The organism is Exiguobacterium sp. SH3S1 (genome assembly GCF_004337105.1).
Taxonomy (GTDB): Bacteria; Bacillota; Bacilli; order Exiguobacteriales; family Exiguobacteriaceae; genus Exiguobacterium; species Exiguobacterium aurantiacum_A.
In genome coordinates this window covers 214591-231712 of the sequence record NZ_SJUW01000001.1, presented here as the reverse complement: position 1 = coordinate 231712, position 17122 = coordinate 214591, and the positions used below count along the sequence as shown (strand labels likewise).

The 17122-nt window shown below is 55.0% G+C and carries 14 protein-coding genes and 1 pseudogene; 14 read left to right on the top strand and 1 reads right to left on the bottom strand.

All coding sequences use genetic code 11. From position 1 onward, the window contains the following. Position 1: 1 nt before the first annotated feature. The 7 genes from carB to EVJ26_RS01160 all read left to right on the top strand — a co-directional run bounded on the left by carB (position 2) and on the right by EVJ26_RS01160 (position 7996). Positions 2 to 3205, top strand: a complete 3204-nt coding sequence (gene carB / locus EVJ26_RS01190; RefSeq protein ID WP_131469615.1) for a carbamoyl-phosphate synthase large subunit — start codon at positions 2 to 4, stop codon at positions 3203 to 3205. Further along, positions 3202 to 3921 carry a dihydroorotate dehydrogenase electron transfer subunit gene (locus tag EVJ26_RS01185; protein WP_131456258.1) on the top strand — a complete coding sequence of 240 codons (720 nt, stop codon included), beginning with the start codon at positions 3202 to 3204 and terminating at the stop codon, positions 3919 to 3921. Before carB ends, EVJ26_RS01185 begins: the two co-directional genes overlap by 4 nt. Beyond that, positions 3918 to 4844, top strand: coding sequence for a dihydroorotate dehydrogenase (locus EVJ26_RS01180; RefSeq protein ID WP_131456256.1), 927 nt, complete (start codon positions 3918 to 3920; stop codon positions 4842 to 4844). Before EVJ26_RS01185 ends, EVJ26_RS01180 begins: the two co-directional genes overlap by 4 nt. After that, a complete protein-coding gene (pyrF, locus tag EVJ26_RS01175) occupies positions 4819 to 5523 on the top strand; it encodes an orotidine-5'-phosphate decarboxylase (RefSeq protein ID WP_131467784.1) in 705 nt (234 codons plus the stop codon). The genes EVJ26_RS01180 and pyrF overlap by 26 nt, the downstream gene beginning before the upstream one ends. Beyond that, positions 5507 to 6133, top strand: coding sequence for an orotate phosphoribosyltransferase (gene pyrE / locus EVJ26_RS01170; RefSeq protein WP_131456251.1), 627 nt, complete (start codon positions 5507 to 5509; stop codon positions 6131 to 6133). The genes pyrF and pyrE overlap by 17 nt, the downstream gene beginning before the upstream one ends. A gap of 103 nt (positions 6134 to 6236) precedes the next feature. Next, complete coding sequence (locus EVJ26_RS01165; protein WP_131456248.1) at positions 6237 to 7067, top strand: DUF4097 family beta strand repeat-containing protein; 831 nt, start codon at positions 6237 to 6239, stop codon at positions 7065 to 7067. After that, complete coding sequence (locus tag EVJ26_RS01160) at positions 7064 to 7996, top strand: FUSC family protein (protein WP_131456246.1); 933 nt, start codon at positions 7064 to 7066, stop codon at positions 7994 to 7996. The genes EVJ26_RS01165 and EVJ26_RS01160 overlap by 4 nt, the downstream gene beginning before the upstream one ends. A 149-nt stretch (positions 7997 to 8145) precedes the next feature. On the opposite strand, the gene EVJ26_RS01155 is transcribed toward EVJ26_RS01160, so the two are convergent. Beyond that, positions 8146 to 9834 carry an Rqc2 family fibronectin-binding protein gene (locus EVJ26_RS01155; protein WP_131456244.1) on the bottom strand — a complete coding sequence of 563 codons (1689 nt, stop codon included), beginning with the start codon at positions 9832 to 9834 and terminating at the stop codon, positions 8146 to 8148. Between the two features lie 131 nt (positions 9835 to 9965). Between EVJ26_RS01155 and gmk the strand changes: the two genes are divergently transcribed. From gmk to rsmB, 7 genes and pseudogenes are all read left to right on the top strand, one after another. After that, entirely contained in the window at positions 9966 to 10613 is a 648-nt protein-coding gene (gmk, locus tag EVJ26_RS01150; RefSeq protein WP_070327534.1) for a guanylate kinase, read from the top strand. Continuing rightward, on the top strand, positions 10613 to 10822 hold the full coding sequence (rpoZ, locus tag EVJ26_RS01145; protein WP_070327533.1) for a DNA-directed RNA polymerase subunit omega: 210 nt from the start codon (positions 10613 to 10615) through the stop codon (positions 10820 to 10822). Before gmk ends, rpoZ begins: the two co-directional genes overlap by 1 nt. 59 nt (positions 10823 to 10881) lie before the next feature. Next, positions 10882 to 12072 (top strand): bifunctional phosphopantothenoylcysteine decarboxylase/phosphopantothenate--cysteine ligase CoaBC, encoded by a 1191-nt coding sequence (gene coaBC, locus EVJ26_RS01140; protein ID WP_131469614.1) that lies wholly within the window; start codon positions 10882 to 10884, stop codon positions 12070 to 12072. Next, a complete protein-coding gene (priA, locus tag EVJ26_RS01135) occupies positions 12069 to 14393 on the top strand; it encodes a primosomal protein N' (protein ID WP_070327531.1) in 2325 nt (774 codons plus the stop codon). The genes coaBC and priA overlap by 4 nt, the downstream gene beginning before the upstream one ends. Positions 14394 to 14404: 11 nt before the next feature. Continuing rightward, positions 14405 to 14833: pseudogene (def, locus tag EVJ26_RS14505) on the top strand (peptide deformylase); the annotation flags it as partial. Continuing rightward, the gene (gene fmt / locus EVJ26_RS01130) at positions 14819 to 15790 is read left to right on the top strand and encodes a methionyl-tRNA formyltransferase (RefSeq protein ID WP_255417542.1); all 972 of its coding nucleotides are present in this window, start codon (positions 14819 to 14821) and stop codon (positions 15788 to 15790) included. The pseudogene def and the gene fmt, both read left to right, overlap by 15 nt. 1 nt (position 15791) lies before the next feature. After that, positions 15792 to 17120: a 16S rRNA (cytosine(967)-C(5))-methyltransferase RsmB gene (gene rsmB / locus EVJ26_RS01125; protein ID WP_131456240.1), complete on the top strand. Its 1329-nt coding sequence runs from the start codon at positions 15792 to 15794 to the stop codon at positions 17118 to 17120. Positions 17121 to 17122: the final 2 nt, after the last annotated feature.

Genomic DNA, 17122 nt, shown 5'->3' with positions numbered 1-17122 from the left:
CATGCCAAAACGACCAGATATTCAGAAAATCCTTGTGATCGGATCCGGCCCGATCGTCATCGGACAAGCGGCAGAATTTGACTATGCTGGTACCCAGGCGTGTCTTGCCTTAAAAGAAGAGGGCTACGAAGTCATCCTCGTCAACTCGAACCCGGCGACGATTATGACTGACCCGTCGACGGCGGACCGCGTCTATATCGAACCACTCGAACCGGAGTTCGTGGAGCGGATCATCCGTCAAGAACGTCCGGACGCGCTTCTCGCGACACTCGGGGGGCAGACCGGACTGAACTTGGCGGTCGAGCTCGATAAGCGCGGCGTGCTCCGCGACTGCGGCGTCGAACTGCTCGGAACGAAACTGTCGGCGATCGAGCAGGCAGAAGACCGGGAACAGTTCCGCGATCTCATGTACAAGCTCGGTCATGGCGTCCCAGACAGCGATATCGTCCATTCACTCGACGCCGCCTGGAGCTTCGCTGACCGGATCGGCTATCCGATTATCATTCGTCCGGCTTATACGCTCGGCGGGACCGGTGGGGGAATCGCCCACGACTGGGAACAGTTCGAGCAGATCGTCGAATCGGGACTCAAGGCGAGTCCGGTGACGCAAGTGCTGCTTGAAGAGTCGATTGCCGGCATGAAAGAAGTCGAATATGAAGTGATGCGCGACTCGAGCGACCAGGCCATCATCGTCTGCGCCATGGAAAACTTCGATCCGGTCGGTGTCCATACCGGTGACTCGATCGTGTTCGCCCCGACCCAGACGTTGTCTGACCGTGATTACCAAATGCTCCGCAGCGTCTCGCTCGACATCATCCGGGCGCTCGGCATCGAAGGCGGATGTAACATCCAGTTCGCGCTCGACCCCGACAGCTTCACGTACTACGTGATCGAGGTCAACCCACGCGTCTCGCGGAGTTCGGCTCTCGCCTCAAAAGCGACGGGATACCCGATCGCCAAGCTCGCCGCGAAAGTCGCGGTCGGCTACAAGTTGTCGGAACTAAAAAATCCGGTGACGGAGACGAGTTACGCCTCGTTCGAGCCGGCGCTCGACTACGTCGTCGCTAAAATCCCGCGCTTCCCGTTCGACAAGTTCGAGACCGCGGACCGTCGTCTCGGCACACAAATGAAAGCGACGGGCGAAGTCATGGCCATCGGTCGAAATTTAGAAGAAGCGCTATTGAAAGCCGTCCGTTCGCTCGAACTCGGTACGGAAGACTTGTACGTACCACGCCTTTCCGAATTGACGGCTGAACAACTGGAACGAGAACTGACGACACCGACCGACGAACGGTTGTGGATGTTGTACGAGGCGCTTCGCCGCGGCTACTCGACAGAACAGCTTCACGGCTTGACGAAAATCGACCGGTTCTTCTTATCAAAACTCGATCGGATTTGGCGTGAGGAAGAAGCGTTGCGCGACGAGCCGTTGACAGAGGAACGGTTGCGCGAAGTGAAGCAACGTGGGTTCAGTGATCGCATGATCGCCCGGATCACGGACCAAGCCGTCGAGACGATCGCGTCGTTACGCGATGAGTGGAACGTTCGGCCGGTGTATAAGATGGTCGACACGTGTGCCGCCGAATTCGCCTCGGAGACGCCGTACTTTTACGGGACGTACGAAGTCGAGAACGAAGCGGTGAAAACGGATAAACCGTCCATCCTCGTACTCGGTTCAGGCCCGATCCGAATCGGTCAAGGCGTCGAGTTCGACTACGCGACCGTCCATTCGATCCAAACGATCCGTGACGCCGGATATGAGGCGATCATCGTCAACAACAACCCGGAGACGGTATCGACCGACTTCTCGATCTCAGACCGTCTCTACTTTGAACCGCTCACGACAGAAGACGTATTAGAAGTCGTTCGCAATGAACGACCGCTCGGGGTCATCGTCCAGTTCGGCGGGCAGACGGCAATCAATTTGGCGGCCTCGCTCGAAGCGAACGGCGTCCAAATTCTCGGGACGTCACTTGAAGACATCGATCGGGCCGAAAACCGGAAAGCGTTCGAGGCGACGCTCACGAAAGAACGGCTCGCCCAACCACCGGGCAAGACCGCGGTCACGGTCGAGGAAGCGGTCGCTTGTGCCGACATGCTCGGCTATCCCGTACTCGTCCGCCCATCGTACGTCCTCGGCGGCCGGGCGATGGAGATCGTCTATGAGCGTTCGGAGCTCGAGCGGTATATGCGCCACGCCGTCGTCGCCTCGAAAGATCGTCCCGTCCTCATCGACCGCTACTTGACAGGGATCGAGATCGAAGTCGACGCCATCTGCGACGGGACGGACGTCTACATCCCGGGCATCATGGAACATATCGAACGGGCCGGGGTCCACTCTGGCGATTCGATCGCCGTCTATCCGCCGCAACGGCTGAGCGAGGCGTTAAAACAAAAAGTCGTCGATTACACGATCAAACTCGCCAAAGCGTTCCGCATCAAAGGGTTGCTCAACATTCAGTTCGTCTATGCGGACGACTTGTACGTCATCGAAGTCAACCCACGGGCGAGCCGGACGGTGCCGTTCATCTCGAAAGTGACGGGACTGCCGGTCGCACGCATCGCGACGCAGACGATTCTCGGGACGACGTTGAAACAGCTCGGACTCGGAACGGGCTTGCACCCAGAATCTGACGCTATCTCGGTCAAAGTGCCGGTGTTCAGTTTCGCGAAATTAAAAGAAGTCGACCCGTCACTCGGGCCAGAGATGAAATCGACGGGGGAAGTCATGGCGACGGACCGAACGCTTGAAAAAGCGCTCTATAAAGGACTCGTCGCTGCCGGGATGACGATCGCCTTGAAAGGAAACGTCTTGTTGACGGTCGCTGATCAAGACAAAGACGAAGCGCTCGACATCGCCCGTCGCTTCAACCGCCTCGGCTTCCGCCTGATGGCGACGTCAGGCACGGCGATGGCACTTACGGCAGTCGAGTTGCCGGTCCGACAAGTCGGGAAGATCCATGAAGCGGGTGAGACGATGCTGAGCGTCATCGAGCGGGGCGATGTCGACATCGTTTTGAATACGACGACACGCGACGCCTTAGCGACAAAAGACGGATTCATTATCCGCCGGGCCGCGGCCGAGCAAGGTGTGCTCTGCTTGACGTCGCTCGACACGGTGAAGGCGCTCTTGCAAGTCATCGAGAGCCTATCGTTCCAGACGACGAGCCTGCCGGCGTTCACCGAATTCGGGGTGACTGTATGAGACAACGGGCGACCATCTTATCGAACCGGGAGATCGCGAAAGCGACGATGGAAATGAAAGTGCGAATCGGTGATGGAACGATCGCACCGGGCACGTTTTTCCATGTGAAGACGTCCGAACTGTTGCGCCGGCCGCTGTCGGTTGCTAACGTCGAAGCAGACGTCGTCACGTTTCTGTACAAAGTGGTCGGGACCGGGACGGCCGAACTCGCGACGAGACGAGCCGGGGACGAACTTGACGTCCTCGGTCCGCTCGGTAACGGGTTCCCGCTCGCAAAAGACGGCAAGCGCGTCGTTCTCGTCGGCGGGGGGATCGGGGTGCCGCCGCTCTATTACACGCGACGGATGCTCGCCGCGCGCGGAATCGAAACGGTGGCGATTCTCGGGTTTGATTCAGAAGCGAGTGTATTTTATGAAGACGAGTTCCGCGAACTCGGCGAGACGATCATCACGACGGTCGACGGAACGTATGGAGAGGCGGGGTTCGTGACCGGACCGCTCGCTAGAATCGACGCCGACGTCTTGTTCAGCTGTGGTCCGGAGCCGATGTTAAAAGCGGTCGCTGCGTCGCATATTAATGAACGCTACATCTCGATCGAGAACCGGATGGGTTGCGGCATCGGGGCGTGCTTCGCCTGTGTGTGCAAAGCGCCGGACGGTTACGTGAAAGTGTGCAGTGACGGACCGGTATTTCGGGCAGAAGAGGTGACGTTATGAGATTACACATCGAACTACCCGGCTTATCGTTAAAAAATCCGATCATGCCGGCGTCCGGTTGTTTTGGATTCGGCGAAGAGTTCGCCAAGCTGTATGACTTGTCGATCCTCGGGGGCATCATGATCAAAGCGGCGACCGGGGAGGCGCGGTTCGGGAACGAGACACCGCGTGTCGCCGAGACGGCGCAAGGGATGTTGAATGCGATCGGATTACAAAATCCGGGTGTCGACGCGATTGTTGAAGCCAAGTTGGCATTCCTCGCCAAGTTTGACACTGAAATTATTGCCAACGTGGCGGGTTCGACCCCAGAAGAATACATCCATGTCGCGCGGAAAATGAGCGCCGACCCGTGCGTGAAAGCACTCGAACTGAACATCTCGTGCCCGAACGTGAAGTGTGGCGGCATGCAGTTCGGGACCGATCCTTTGATGGCGGCCGAACTGACGCGCCTCGTCAAGGCGGCGTCGACAAAACCGGTATACGTCAAACTATCCCCGAACGTCACGTCGATCACGGAGATGGCACGTGCGGTCGAAGCGGCCGGCGCCGACGGCATCACGATGATCAATACGCTCGTCGGCATGAGGATCGACGTTACGACCGGTCAACCGATCTTAGCGAACCGAATTGGCGGATTATCCGGTCCGGCCATCAAGCCGGTCGCCATCCGGATGGTGTACGAAGTCGCCCAAGCGGTCAATATCCCGATTATCGGCATGGGCGGTGTGCGGACGGTCGACGACGTGCTCGAATTTATCTATGCGGGTGCATCGGCGGTCGCGGTCGGGACTGCCAATTTTGAAAACCCATACGTATGTCAGGAAATCATCGAGGCGTTGCCAGGCCGGCTCGATGAACTCGGCATCGATCATATTTTAGACGTTAGGGGGAAGGCGTATGAACAGGTTGTATCTCGCGCTTGATGTCGAAACACGTGACGAAGCGTTTTCACTCTTAAAAAAAATTGACCAACGCCCGGCCGTCAAAGTCGGCATGGAACTGTTCTACCGTGAAGGTGGACGGTTCGTCGAAGAACTCGTCGCGAGCGGTTACCCGGTCTTTCTAGACGTCAAAGTTCATGACATCCCGGAGACGGCAAGGCGGACGCTCCGCCAAATCGGCCGGCTCGGCGTTGAAATGACGAACGTTCATACGCTCGGCGGTGAGACGATGATGCGCTACGCATTGGATGGGTTGCGTGATGTGAACGACACGACCACATTGATCGGGGTGACCCAACTGACATCGACCGACGAGCGGATGCTGTCAGAACAACTCGGAATTGGCGGAAGTCTCGAGCAGGCCGTCTTGCGACAAGCGGGACTTGCCAAACGGGCAGGACTCGATGGGGTCGTCGCGTCCGTTCACGAAGCCCGTGCGATTCGACAAGCGCTCGGTTCACCGTTTTTGACGGTGACGCCCGGCATCCGAATCAACGAAACGACAGACGATCAAGTCCGGGTCGCGACACCGCAAGCCGCTTTTGACGCCGGTGTATCAGCTATCGTCGTCGGGCGCCCGATCACCCGGGCAGCCGATCCGAACGCAGCTTACGAATACTTTATGAAGGAATGGAGCCAAACGTATGAGACAAATCGCTGAGGCATTATTATCGATTGAAGCCGTCACCTTATCACCGAATGAACCGTACACATGGTCGAGCGGGTTAAGAAGCCCGATTTATTGTGATAACCGACTGACGCTCAGTTATCCAGAAGTGCGTTCACAGATTATCGATGCACTTGTCGACGCCGTCCGTCCGCTCGACGCCGACGTCATCGCGGGAACGGCGACGGCCGGGATTCCCCATGCGACGCTCTTAGCCGACCGACTCGGTCTACCACTCATCTACGTCCGGTCGGGTGCGAAAAAACATGGGAAAGGCAACCAGATTGAAGGTCGATTCGACAAAGGAGCGCGTGTCGTCGTCATCGAAGACCTGCTCTCGACTGGGAAATCGAGCATGGAGGCGGCGCGAGCAATTCAAGCGGCGGGCGGAGAGGTCGTCAAGATTCAAGCAATTTTCTCTTATAACCTCCCAGTTCTGGCAATCAATTCACTCGAATATGAGCTGCACTATTCGGCGTTGACGACGATCAACGAGTTGATTAAAGTCGCTGTCAAAAAACGGATGATCACTAAACAAGAAGCTACTTCGTTGGAGGAATGGCGAACTAATCCGCATGGTTGGAGTGAGCAAGTTTCTTCATAAATATTTTTTGAAGAATCCACCTCCGGGCGGATTCTTTTTCATTTGGCAACATGTGATACTGAACGTGTTAGAATAGGGAAAGCAGTCGAAAAAGGAGAGAACTATGGCGTATTCTAGAATTAAAGGACAGTCATTGAAAGCACGGTTTCAAAACATCCCTAAACATCGCAAAATCGCATTCGGTCTCGTCCTCACGGTGTTACCTTTATTATTTTTCGTGAATTTATTCGTATTCAGTCACATGTTGGCGCTAGGGGACAAGTATGAGGACCGTTACCAGATGAAAAAGCTTCGGCTTGAGACGGCGCATGGGAATGTTGAATTTATCCGGAGCACGAACGAAAAAGTTCAGATCGAAGTACTGCAGACGAATTCGAAAGAACGTCGCATTAAAGTGAAGTCGGTCGGGGACACGATTTCCGTCGTCGAACGGTATGGACCGATGAGCCAGTTCGGGAGTCGGGCAAGCGCGGAGCCGTCCCGTTATAAAATCCGGGTCGCGTTGCCAAGTTCGATGACATCGATCGAAGTGACGGCTGAGCAAGTGACCGGACAAGGGTTGGTCGCGAAAACCATTGTTCTCGATGCCAACGCGGTCAATCTGAAGAAACTTGAAAGCGACCGGCTTCGGGTCGAGACGAGAAGCGATGCCACGTTTGAGACAGTTCGTGTCGTCACGGGCGACATCCGGTCGTATCGGGACGCGACAATCCGTGACGTCGTCGTCAACCAAGCGCTGACCGTCCAGACAGAGGCCGGGACGCTCACGTATGAGCCGCGAAACGCGACCGGACAAGTGACCGTCACGACAACAGGAAACATCGCGGCGGCTGAGCGCTTTAAAGAAATCAGCAACGGTGTGTACCATCTTTCGAACTCGAATCGTCCGAACGTGGAACTGATTTCTGAGACAGGGAAGGTCGAATTGAAATGATCAACAAACGCTACATTCCTAAAGTCGGACTGCGAACGTTTAAGACCGGGATCGCCGTTGCCATCACAATCGCCTTGTCATGGTATGTCTTCGGCATTTATTCGGGGATGGGTGCCATCGCCGCCGTCGTCGCGATGCAACCGACCGTCAAACGGTCATCGAAAATCGTCTTTAGCCGTATATTCGGCACGATCGTCGGCCTCATGTGTGGCTTGTTGATCGTCTATGCGTTCGGGGTGAACCCGATTTCGATCGGTCTTGCCGTCATCGTCGCACTCACGCTCAACACGACGTTCGATAAGACGCACATGTCGACGTATGCGGCGTTCGCGATTGTGCTCATGCTTGAAAACCCGACGACCGACTTTTTCCACTACGCGTGGACGCGTTCGCTATTGACGGCGGTCGGTGTGTTCGTCTCGCTCGGCGTCAACTATGCGTTCATGCCACCGCGTTATGAAGAGCGTCTGCTCGGCGAGATTCGGAAGACGTCGGCGTATATGTTCCATCATTGGCGCGAGCTGATCGGCTCCCCGGCAGAATTGCTCGAGACGCGCGCCCGTATCCTCGGCCACCAAGAGCTCCATATGATGCTGCAAGAAGACATGCAAGTGACGAAGGTTAAGTTGAAGCATTTGACGATCAAGCAATATCGGTTATTGATTCATTTGGAGGATAAATTGGTCTTGCTGCTCGAGAGTCTCGCTGAGCACCGGGAAGCGTTACTCATGATGACCGAGGACGAACGCCACGCGTTCGAGTCCGAGTTTTTATTCCTGCTCGCCCACCATCACGACATTCTCTACACGTGTGACAAACCGTACTCGCTCTTCCAATTGCCGCATGAAGACTTATCTGTTTCTGAAATTTTACACGGACATCTGCTCGACTATCATGAACAGCTCGAGGCGTTCAAACATAATCCATAACGAAGAGGCCCCGTCGATCGACGGGGCCTTCGTTTATTTCGTTGGAATGGTGTAGCCCGTCCTTTCGGCGCCACGGACGAGCAACCTCTCACCTTTACATCATAGGGGAAAATCAGAAAGTGGCATCATTATTGACCCCATGTTACGTCTCATTGTTGTAATGATTTGACGAGCTGCTCGTCCGGAGTCACGTATACCGTCTGCTGATCGGTGTAGATGACGAATCCCGGCTTGGCGCCGCTCGGTTTTTTCACGTAACGGGCTTTCGTATAGTCGACCGGCACCCCGCTCGAGGCACGTGCCTTCGAGAAGTAGGCGGCGACGGTCGCTGCTTCGAGGAGCGTCGTCTCGTCCGGTTCGGTCGACCGGATGATGACGTGTGAACCGGGGATATCTTTCACGTGAAGCCAAACTTCGTCGCGACGCGCGAACTTGAACGTCAAGTGGTCGTTTTGCGTATTGTTTTTGCCGACGTAAAACTCGACACCGGTCGAAGATGTGTAGCCTTCGAGCGCGACTTTGGCCGTTTGTTTCTTCTTCTGACGTTTTTGTCGGATGTACCCGCCTTCGGCCAGCTCTTCGCGAATCTCGACGATATCGCGCGGCGCGGCGACGTCGAGTTGGGCGACGAGCGTCTCTAAATAGCTGATTTCGGTCTCGTTCAGTTCAATTTGCTTTTGAACCTCGACTTTGGCAACTTTTAGTTTGTTGTATTTCTTATAGTAACGTTGCGCGTTCTCGTTCGGTGTTTTAAGCGGATCGAGCGGGATATCGATCATAGCGCCGTCCTCATCATAATAGTCGACGACGTGAGCGATTTTCATCCCTTTCTCGAGTTGGAACAAATACGTCGTCAACAGCTCACCGTATTTTTGGAGCTCGTTCGATCGTTCCGTCGCTTTCATATCCTCGAGCAGGCGTTTCCGTTTTAATTGGTTGCGTTCGAGCTCTGACTTGAGCAGACGCTCGACGTCATGGGCTTGCTGCTTGACCCGGTCACGGTTCGCCTTCTCATAGTAAAAGCGGTCGAGCACTTCCCGGCTCGAGTCGTAGCGTTCTTCAGAGACGATATCGCCCGACGTGAGCGCGATTGGACTGAACCGTTCCTTCCCGGAGGCGAGCTGTTGGAATACATAAGCGCCTTCAAGGTCTGCCATCACGCTGTCAAACGCCGCCTCTAAGTTCGAGCGGTTCGGCGTTTTGGCTCGATGCATGATCTCTTGAGCGATTTGCGGGCTCATCCCGGCGAAACTGGCAACGAGCTGCTTGTCGAGCATACCTGCGTTCCAATCGATTCGTTTCAATCCCGCTTCCCGTTCCGTCAACGGATCGGATTTTTGTTGCGCCGGCGGCAAGATGTACTCGCTGCCTGGCATGATCGTCCGATACGTGTTTTGAGACGGGGGAAGGTGTTTGATTGCGTCTAAAATCTTGCCGTCCTCGTTCGTCAAGACGACGTTCGAGTGACGTCCCATCAGTTCGATATAGACGCGTTTGTTTTCTTCGTCGCCGAGCTCGTTACGCGATCTGACCGAGAAAACGATGACACGGTCGCGGCCGACTTGTTCGATCGCTGTGATAAAGCCGCCCTCGATATGCTTCCGCAGCATCATACAAAACATCGGAGGCTCTTGCGGGTTCTTGATCGGGGTGTCCGTCAATTGAAGTCGCGCATACATCGCATTCGCTGAAACGAGCAACGAGACGCTTTGTCGGTTCGATCTGACTTGAATCATCAAGTCGAGCGCATACGGTTGATGCACTTTATTGATTCGACCGCCAACGAGCGGTTGTAGTTCTTTTACGACACGATATGTCATTAATCCATCATATGCCATTAGTCTCATCACCTTTGTCCTTTTTCTGTCTCTACGTTATCAGATTCACAGAAAATATGGTACGATGAAGTAGGAAATCCGAACTTCTTCTTGCCGTAACAATTAAAGGACTGCTATTATAATGTAATGTGATGTTAGAAGATGGAGGGCTTGCATTGAATTTTAAAGAACGAGGATTATTAATCGTCTTGTCTGGTCCAAGCGGTGTCGGCAAAGGTACTGTTTGCCGAGTGCTCCGTGAAGAGGCGGACAACAACCTTCAGTATTCGGTGTCGGCAACGACTCGAAAACCACGTGAAGGCGAAGTTGAGGGAGTGCATTACTTCTTTAAGACGAGAGAGCAATTTGAAGACATGATTGAACACGATCAACTGCTTGAACATGCAGAATTCGTCGGCAACTATTACGGGACACCGGTCGAATGGGTGCGCGAGACGCTTGAAAGTGGCAAGGACGTCATTTTAGAGATTGAAGTCCAAGGAGCTTTCCAAGTAAAGGAACGTTTCCCAGAAGCCGTCTTTTTATTCCTCGCACCGCCGAGCCTGCAAGAACTTCGAAACCGTTTAGTCGGTCGAGGCACTGAATCGGAAGAAGTCATCAAGCAACGCTTGCTCGTCGCCCGTGAAGAAATCGAGTTGATGGATGCTTACGATTACGTCGTCACAAACGACGAAGTCGATAAAGCGATCGACCGGATCAAAGCGATCGTGACGGCCGAGCATTGTAAACGTGAACGTGTCGCGTCTCTCTATAAAAAAGCTATGATGGAGGTCATTTAATGTTATACCCTTCGATTGATGCCTTACAACGTATCATCCCGTCGAAATACACAATCGTGACGGTGGCCGCCAAGCGTGCCCGTCAGATCCAAGACGGAAAAGCACCAAAAATCGCTGCGCCAAAATCGTATAAACCGGTCGGTCAAGCGCTAGAAGAAATATTCTCGGGTGACACGACAATCATCGTGAACGAAAAGAACAACGGATGAAGTGTGACCCAAGTCGGATACGACTTGGGTCTCATTGTCTATAAAGGGGAGAAATGTGAATGTTGAACGACCGGAACATCTTGCTTTGTGTGAGCGGCGGTATCGCTGCATATAAGGCGTGCGCACTCACGTCAAAACTCGTTCAAGCAGGCGCGAACGTCCGCGTGGCGATGACAGCATCGGCTGAGCAGTTCGTCGGAAAGGCGACGTTTCAAGCACTCAGTCGCAATCCGATCTATTCGGACGTGTTCGAAGAGCACGACCCGACGAAGATCGCCCACATCGATGTCGTTGATACGAGTGATTTGATCGTCGTCGCCCCGGCGACGGCGAATATCATCGCTAAACTTGCTAACGGAATCGCCGACGACTTCATCACGACCTCGATCTTAGCAGCGAAATGTCCCGTCATCGTGTCTCCGGCGATGAACGTCAACATGCTCGAACATCCGGCGACCCGCCGAAATATCGAGACGCTCAAATCATACGGCTATCAAATCATCGAGCCGGGTGTCGGCAATCTGGCCTGCGGCTGGATTGGCGGCGGACGTCTGCCTGAATCGGAAGATCTCGTCCGCATCATCGCGAGCCAGTTCGTCCCGAAACACTTGCTTGAAAAGCACGTCTTGATCACGGCTGGTCCCACGGTCGAGCGTATCGACCCGGTCCGGTTTTTATCCAACGATTCATCCGGGAAGATGGGAGTCGCCCTTGCTGAGGCGGCGCGAGATATGGGCGCGAACGTGACGCTCGTCCACGGCCCGCTCCAAGTCCCGGTCCCAGACGGGGTGACCGCGATCGCGGTCGAGTCGGGACAACAGATGCTCGAGACGGTGCTCGAGCGATTTGCGACGCAAGACATCGTCATCAAGTCGGCGGCGGTCGCTGACTATCGTCCGAAGACGGTCCACACCGAGAAACATAAAAAAGTCCACGGCCCGTTGACGATCGAGCTCGAGGAGACGACCGATATTTTAAAAGAGCTCGGAACGAAGAAGACGCATCAGCTCCTCGTCGGATTCGCTGCCGAGACAGAGCAGCTTGAAGACCATGCCCGGGCTAAACTCGAGCGTAAAAACGTCGACTTCTTGGTCGCGAACGACGTGTCGAAGCGAGACATCGGTTTCCGGTCTGACGACAACGAAGTCGTCTTATTCCGAGCGGATGGCTCATCTGTCCGTCTGCCGCGGCAGAGCAAACAACGTCTCGCCCACGAGTTGCTCGCCTACTTTAAGGAAGGTTTACGATGATTGCTCACGTCCACGTTGATGCTCCGGTCATCACGATCGACCGACCGTTTGACTATGAGGTCCCGGTCCAGTTCGAGTCGTTGATCGAGCCAGGTATGCGCGTATCGGTACCGTTCGGATCGAGACGGTTACTCGGCATCGTGACAGGGGTGTCGGACGGAACACGGGAAGGGTTAAAACCGCTCGAAGCGCTTCTTGACGAAGAGTCGTCTTTGACCGAAGAGTTGCTCGAACTGTCGACGCACGTGAAACAGACGACGCTTTGCTTCCGCTCGTCGGCACTGCTCGCCATGTTGCCGGCGGCGCTGAAAGTCAGCTACGATAAAGCGATCAAAGGGGAGTCACTTCCTGAGGGTGTTCGGGCCGGCACACACTTGTCGGAGTACCCAAAAGAAGTCCAGTCGTTGATTTTGGCCATGGCCAAAAAAGGGGACTTGTCGCTTTCACCGGTGCTAAAAGAGAAACGAACGGTCAAAACCGACTTGTTGATCGAGTTGAAGGATGCGAGCGTCGTCCCGGCGCGTGCCAAAAAACAGCTCGAGGCGGTCCGTCTGCTTGAAGACGTGCCTCGTATGTACTGGTCGTCGCTCCGTCAAATCGGATTGACGCGCCCCCAGCTGCAAAAGCTCGAGACGCTCGGTGCCGTCAAAGTGACCGAAGTCGAATTGAATCGAGACCCGTACGCTTCGATCGAACAAGTGATCGATGATGTCCAACTGAATGACAGTCAAACGGAAGCGGTGCGCGCGATTCGCGAGGCCGAAGCCGGTGAGACGTTGTTGCTCCACGGCGTGACCGGAAGCGGAAAGACCGAAGTGTATCTCGAGTCGATCGGCCAAGTCGTCGATGACGGGAAGCAAGCCGTCCTGCTCGTTCCGGAGATCAGCTTGACACCGATGATGGTCAAACGGTTCAAACGCCGTTTTGGCGATCGCGTCGCCGTCCTCCATAGCGCCTTGTCGCAAGGCGAGAAGTATGATGAGTGGCGGAAAATCAAGCGACGGGAAGTCGACGTCGTCGTCGGCGCCCGATCGGCCATTTTTGCTCCGCTCGAACACATCGGCCTGCTCATCCTAGACGAAGAGCATGAGACGACGTATAAACAAGAAGAAAATCCACGCTATCATGCGCGCGACGTCGCAATTTGGCGAGCCCGTCATCACGGTTGTCCGGTCGTGCTCGGAAGCGCGACACCGTCGCTCGAGTCTTACGCCCGCGCCCAAAAAGGCGTCTATCGCTATTTGCATTTGAGTGAACGCTACGGCGGCAAGATGCCGCCCGTCCATATTGTCGATATGCGCCGCGAACTCGCGAAAGGGAACACGACGATGTTCTCGGAAGACTTATTTCTGGCCATCAATGACCGGATTGCGAAGAAAGAACAATGTGTCATCTTGCTCAATCGCCGCGGGTTCACGACGTTCGTCATGTGCCGTGATTGTGGGGAAGGGCTGACCTGCCCACATTGCGCCGTCAACTTGACGTATCATCAGCACGGCGACCGGCTCAAATGCCACTATTGTGGCTATGAGATCGGGATGCCGCCGAAATGCCCGACGTGCGACAGTAAAAAGATCAAACAGTTCGGCACCGGCACGCAAAAGATCGAGACCGAGCTGTTGAACCGAATCCCGGAAGCACGGATCATCCGCATGGACCAGGATACGACGTCGCGTAAAGGGTCGCACGAACAGCTGTTGAAACGGTTTGAGGACGGCGAGGCCGACATCCTGCTCGGTACCCAGATGATTGCCAAAGGGCTCGATTTTCCGAACGTCACGCTCGTCGGCGTGCTCGCGGCCGATGCGACGCTCGGTATGCCCGACTTTCGGGCGACCGAACGCACGTTCCAACTCGTCACCCAAGTCGCCGGACGAGCCGGACGTGGAAGTTTACCGGGTGAGGCGTACGTCCAGACGTACAATCCGGACCATTATGTCATCGAGACGGCGAGTGGGCATGATTATGAGTCGTTTTTCGAGCGCGAGATGAAACTCAGACAAGTCGGCAACCATCCGCCTTACTGGTACGTGACGCTCGTCACGTTCGCGGCTGAGAATCCGCTCGTCGCGCAAGCCGAGGCCGACCTGTTCGCCGCCGATTTTGCGGCAGCGCACGTCGAGCAGTCCCGGCTGAACGGACCGATGCCGGCACCGTTATCGAAACTAAAAAACTTGTATCGCTACCAGCTGTTCATCAAGACGAAACAACCGGAAGCGTTATATCCCGTTCTCGCCATGCTGCAACAAGCGCGGGCGAAAGCAATCAGCAAAAAAGAATATCAATTGAGTATAGATGTAAATCCATACGTCTTCATGTGAGGTGGAACGAAATGTATAAAGTAGTCGAAATTCCAAATGAGATTTTGCGGGTCAACTGTGACCCGGTGACAAAGTTTGACAAGAAGTTGCGCCAGACGGTCGACCGGCTGTTTGACACGATGTATGAGTATGATGGCGTCGGTGTGGCCGCGCCGCAAGTCAATTTGAACCAGCGCCTTGCCGTCGTCCATACTGACGACGAAACAGGTCCGCTCGTATTGATCAATCCAGAGATCATTTCGACCGCAGGCAAAGCCGTCGGATTAGAAGGTTGCTTGAGCATCCCAGGTGAGTTCGGATTCGTCGAACGACATGAGTCGATCGTCGTCAAGACGCAAGACATGAAAGGGCGCTTTCAAGAAGTGAAAGCAAGCGGCTTCTTCGCGCGCGCCATCCAACACGAGATCGACCATTTAGACGGCGTCCTGTTCACCGATAAACTCGCCGTTCCTAAGCCCGGAACCGACAAGCGGATCGTCTTCATGGGCACACCGGCGTTCGCCGTATCCGTACTTGAGCGCTTGCTCGAAGAAGGATACAATGTCGTAGGTGTTGTCTCGCAGCCGGACAAACCGGTCGGTCGCAAGCGTGAGCTCAAACCGACACCGGTCAAAGAGTGTGCGCTCCGTCATAACATCCCGGTATTGCAGCCGATCAAAGTCCGCACCGATTACGAGGATATTTTGGCGCTTGAACCCGATTTGATTGTGACGGCGGCTTACGGGCAAATCGTGCCGAGTGAACTGTTAGAGGCTCCGACATATGGCGCGATCAACGTGCACGCCTCGCTCCTTCCAAAATACCGGGGGGGCGCACCGATCCATCAAGCGATTTTGGACGGAGAGACAGAAACGGGCGTCACGATCATGTACATGGTCGATAAATTGGATGCAGGTGACATGATCGCGAACACGATCGTCCCGATCGAAGAGACAGACACGGTCGGTACGCTGTTCGACAAACTTGCCGTCGCAGGGTCTGATCTGTTGATCAAGACGTTGCCAGCCTTTTTAGAAGGCTGGATCGAAGCGGTACCGCAAGACGAACGTGACGTCACGTTCGCACCGAACATTAGCCGGGACCGCGAACAGCTGGACTGGTCGCAGCCGGGTGCATCGATCTTCAACCACATTCGTGGCATGAACCCGTTCCCGACGGCGTATACATTGATCGCGGGCGAGCGGGTGAAAGTGTTCGCGAGCGAGAAGACGAGCGGGAGCGGTGAGGCGGGCACAATCGTCCGGCTTGAAGAGGATGGGTTTGTGGTCGCGACTGGAAATGACGTCGCCATCAAAGTGACAGAGTTACAGCCGGCCGGAAAAAAACGGATGGACGGTGCCACGTTCATGCGCGGTGCCGGACAAAAGCTGCAAGTGGGCGACCAATTAGGAGGGTGACATGAACGTAAGACAAGCAGCGCTTGATACGCTGATCAAAATCGAACAAGGCGGAGCCTATTCGACGATCGCGGTCAACGATTTATTAAACCAAAAAAAGCTAGCTTCAAAAGACGTGGGACTTTACACAGAGCTCGTCTACGGAACGCTCGGGCGGAAGCGGACGCTTGATTATATATTGGAGAAGCGTGTCCAAAACCCGAAAAAACTGGACAGTTTCGTCTTACCGCTCCTTCGGATGAGCGTGTATCAACTGTTCTATTTGGACAAAGTGCCGGACCGGGCCGTCTTACACGAGGCGGTCGAGATCGCCAAAAAACGTGGGCACTCCGGCATCGGCAAGTTCGTCAACGGCGTGTTGCGCAACGTCACCCGTGACGGGTTCCCAGATTTGAGCGGGCTTCCTGACGCCGAACGGATCGCGATCGAGCACAGTCATCCCGACTGGCTCGTCGCGGATTGGATCAACACGTACGGGATTGAGGCGACAGAGGCGATGTGCAAGTTGAACAACGAGCCGGCCCCGGTGACAGTTCGCGTCAACCGCAAACAAATCACGGTCGACGAGATGATCGAACGCCTCGCCGAGTCAGGCGTACAAGCGTCACGTTCTGATCTATCGTCAGACGGTCTCGTTATCGAGTCCGGAAACGTTCATACGACGCCGTTTATCGACGCAGGACTTTTGTCGATTCAAGATGAGAGCTCGATGATCGTCGCCGACGCGCTCAGTGCCGAGAAGACCGAACGCGTGCTCGACGCGTGTGCCGCGCCAGGCGGAAAAGCGATGCACACCGCCGAACGGATGGACGGCGGGACGCTCGTGGCGCTCGACCTTCACCCTCATAAGGCAAAACTGATCGAACGACAAGTGAAGCGATTGCAAATCGATGGAGTGACCGCACTAGCCCTCGATGCCCGAGACGCCGGAGATGAGTTCGAACGCGAGAGCTTTGACCGCATCTTGCTCGATGTCCCGTGCTCGGGTCTAGGTGTCATTCGCCGCAAGCCAGATATTAAATGGACGAAGGACAAAGAATCCCTTTCTGGACTGCCGATCATCCAACGTGAAATTATTGACGCTGTCTTGCCACTACTGAAGCAAGGTGGTACGCTAGTGTACTCGACATGTACAATCGACCCGTCTGAAAATGAACGGCAGGCCGACTATATATTGTCGAACGGATTGACGTGGGATGAAACACTCCGAGATCGTCTTCCTGAAGTGTTACGTCCGATGGTGTCATCGGACCGCGCCGAACTCAAACTACTTCCGACGACGTTCGGAACGGACGGCTTCTACATCGCCGCATTTAAGAAAGAGGTATAAAC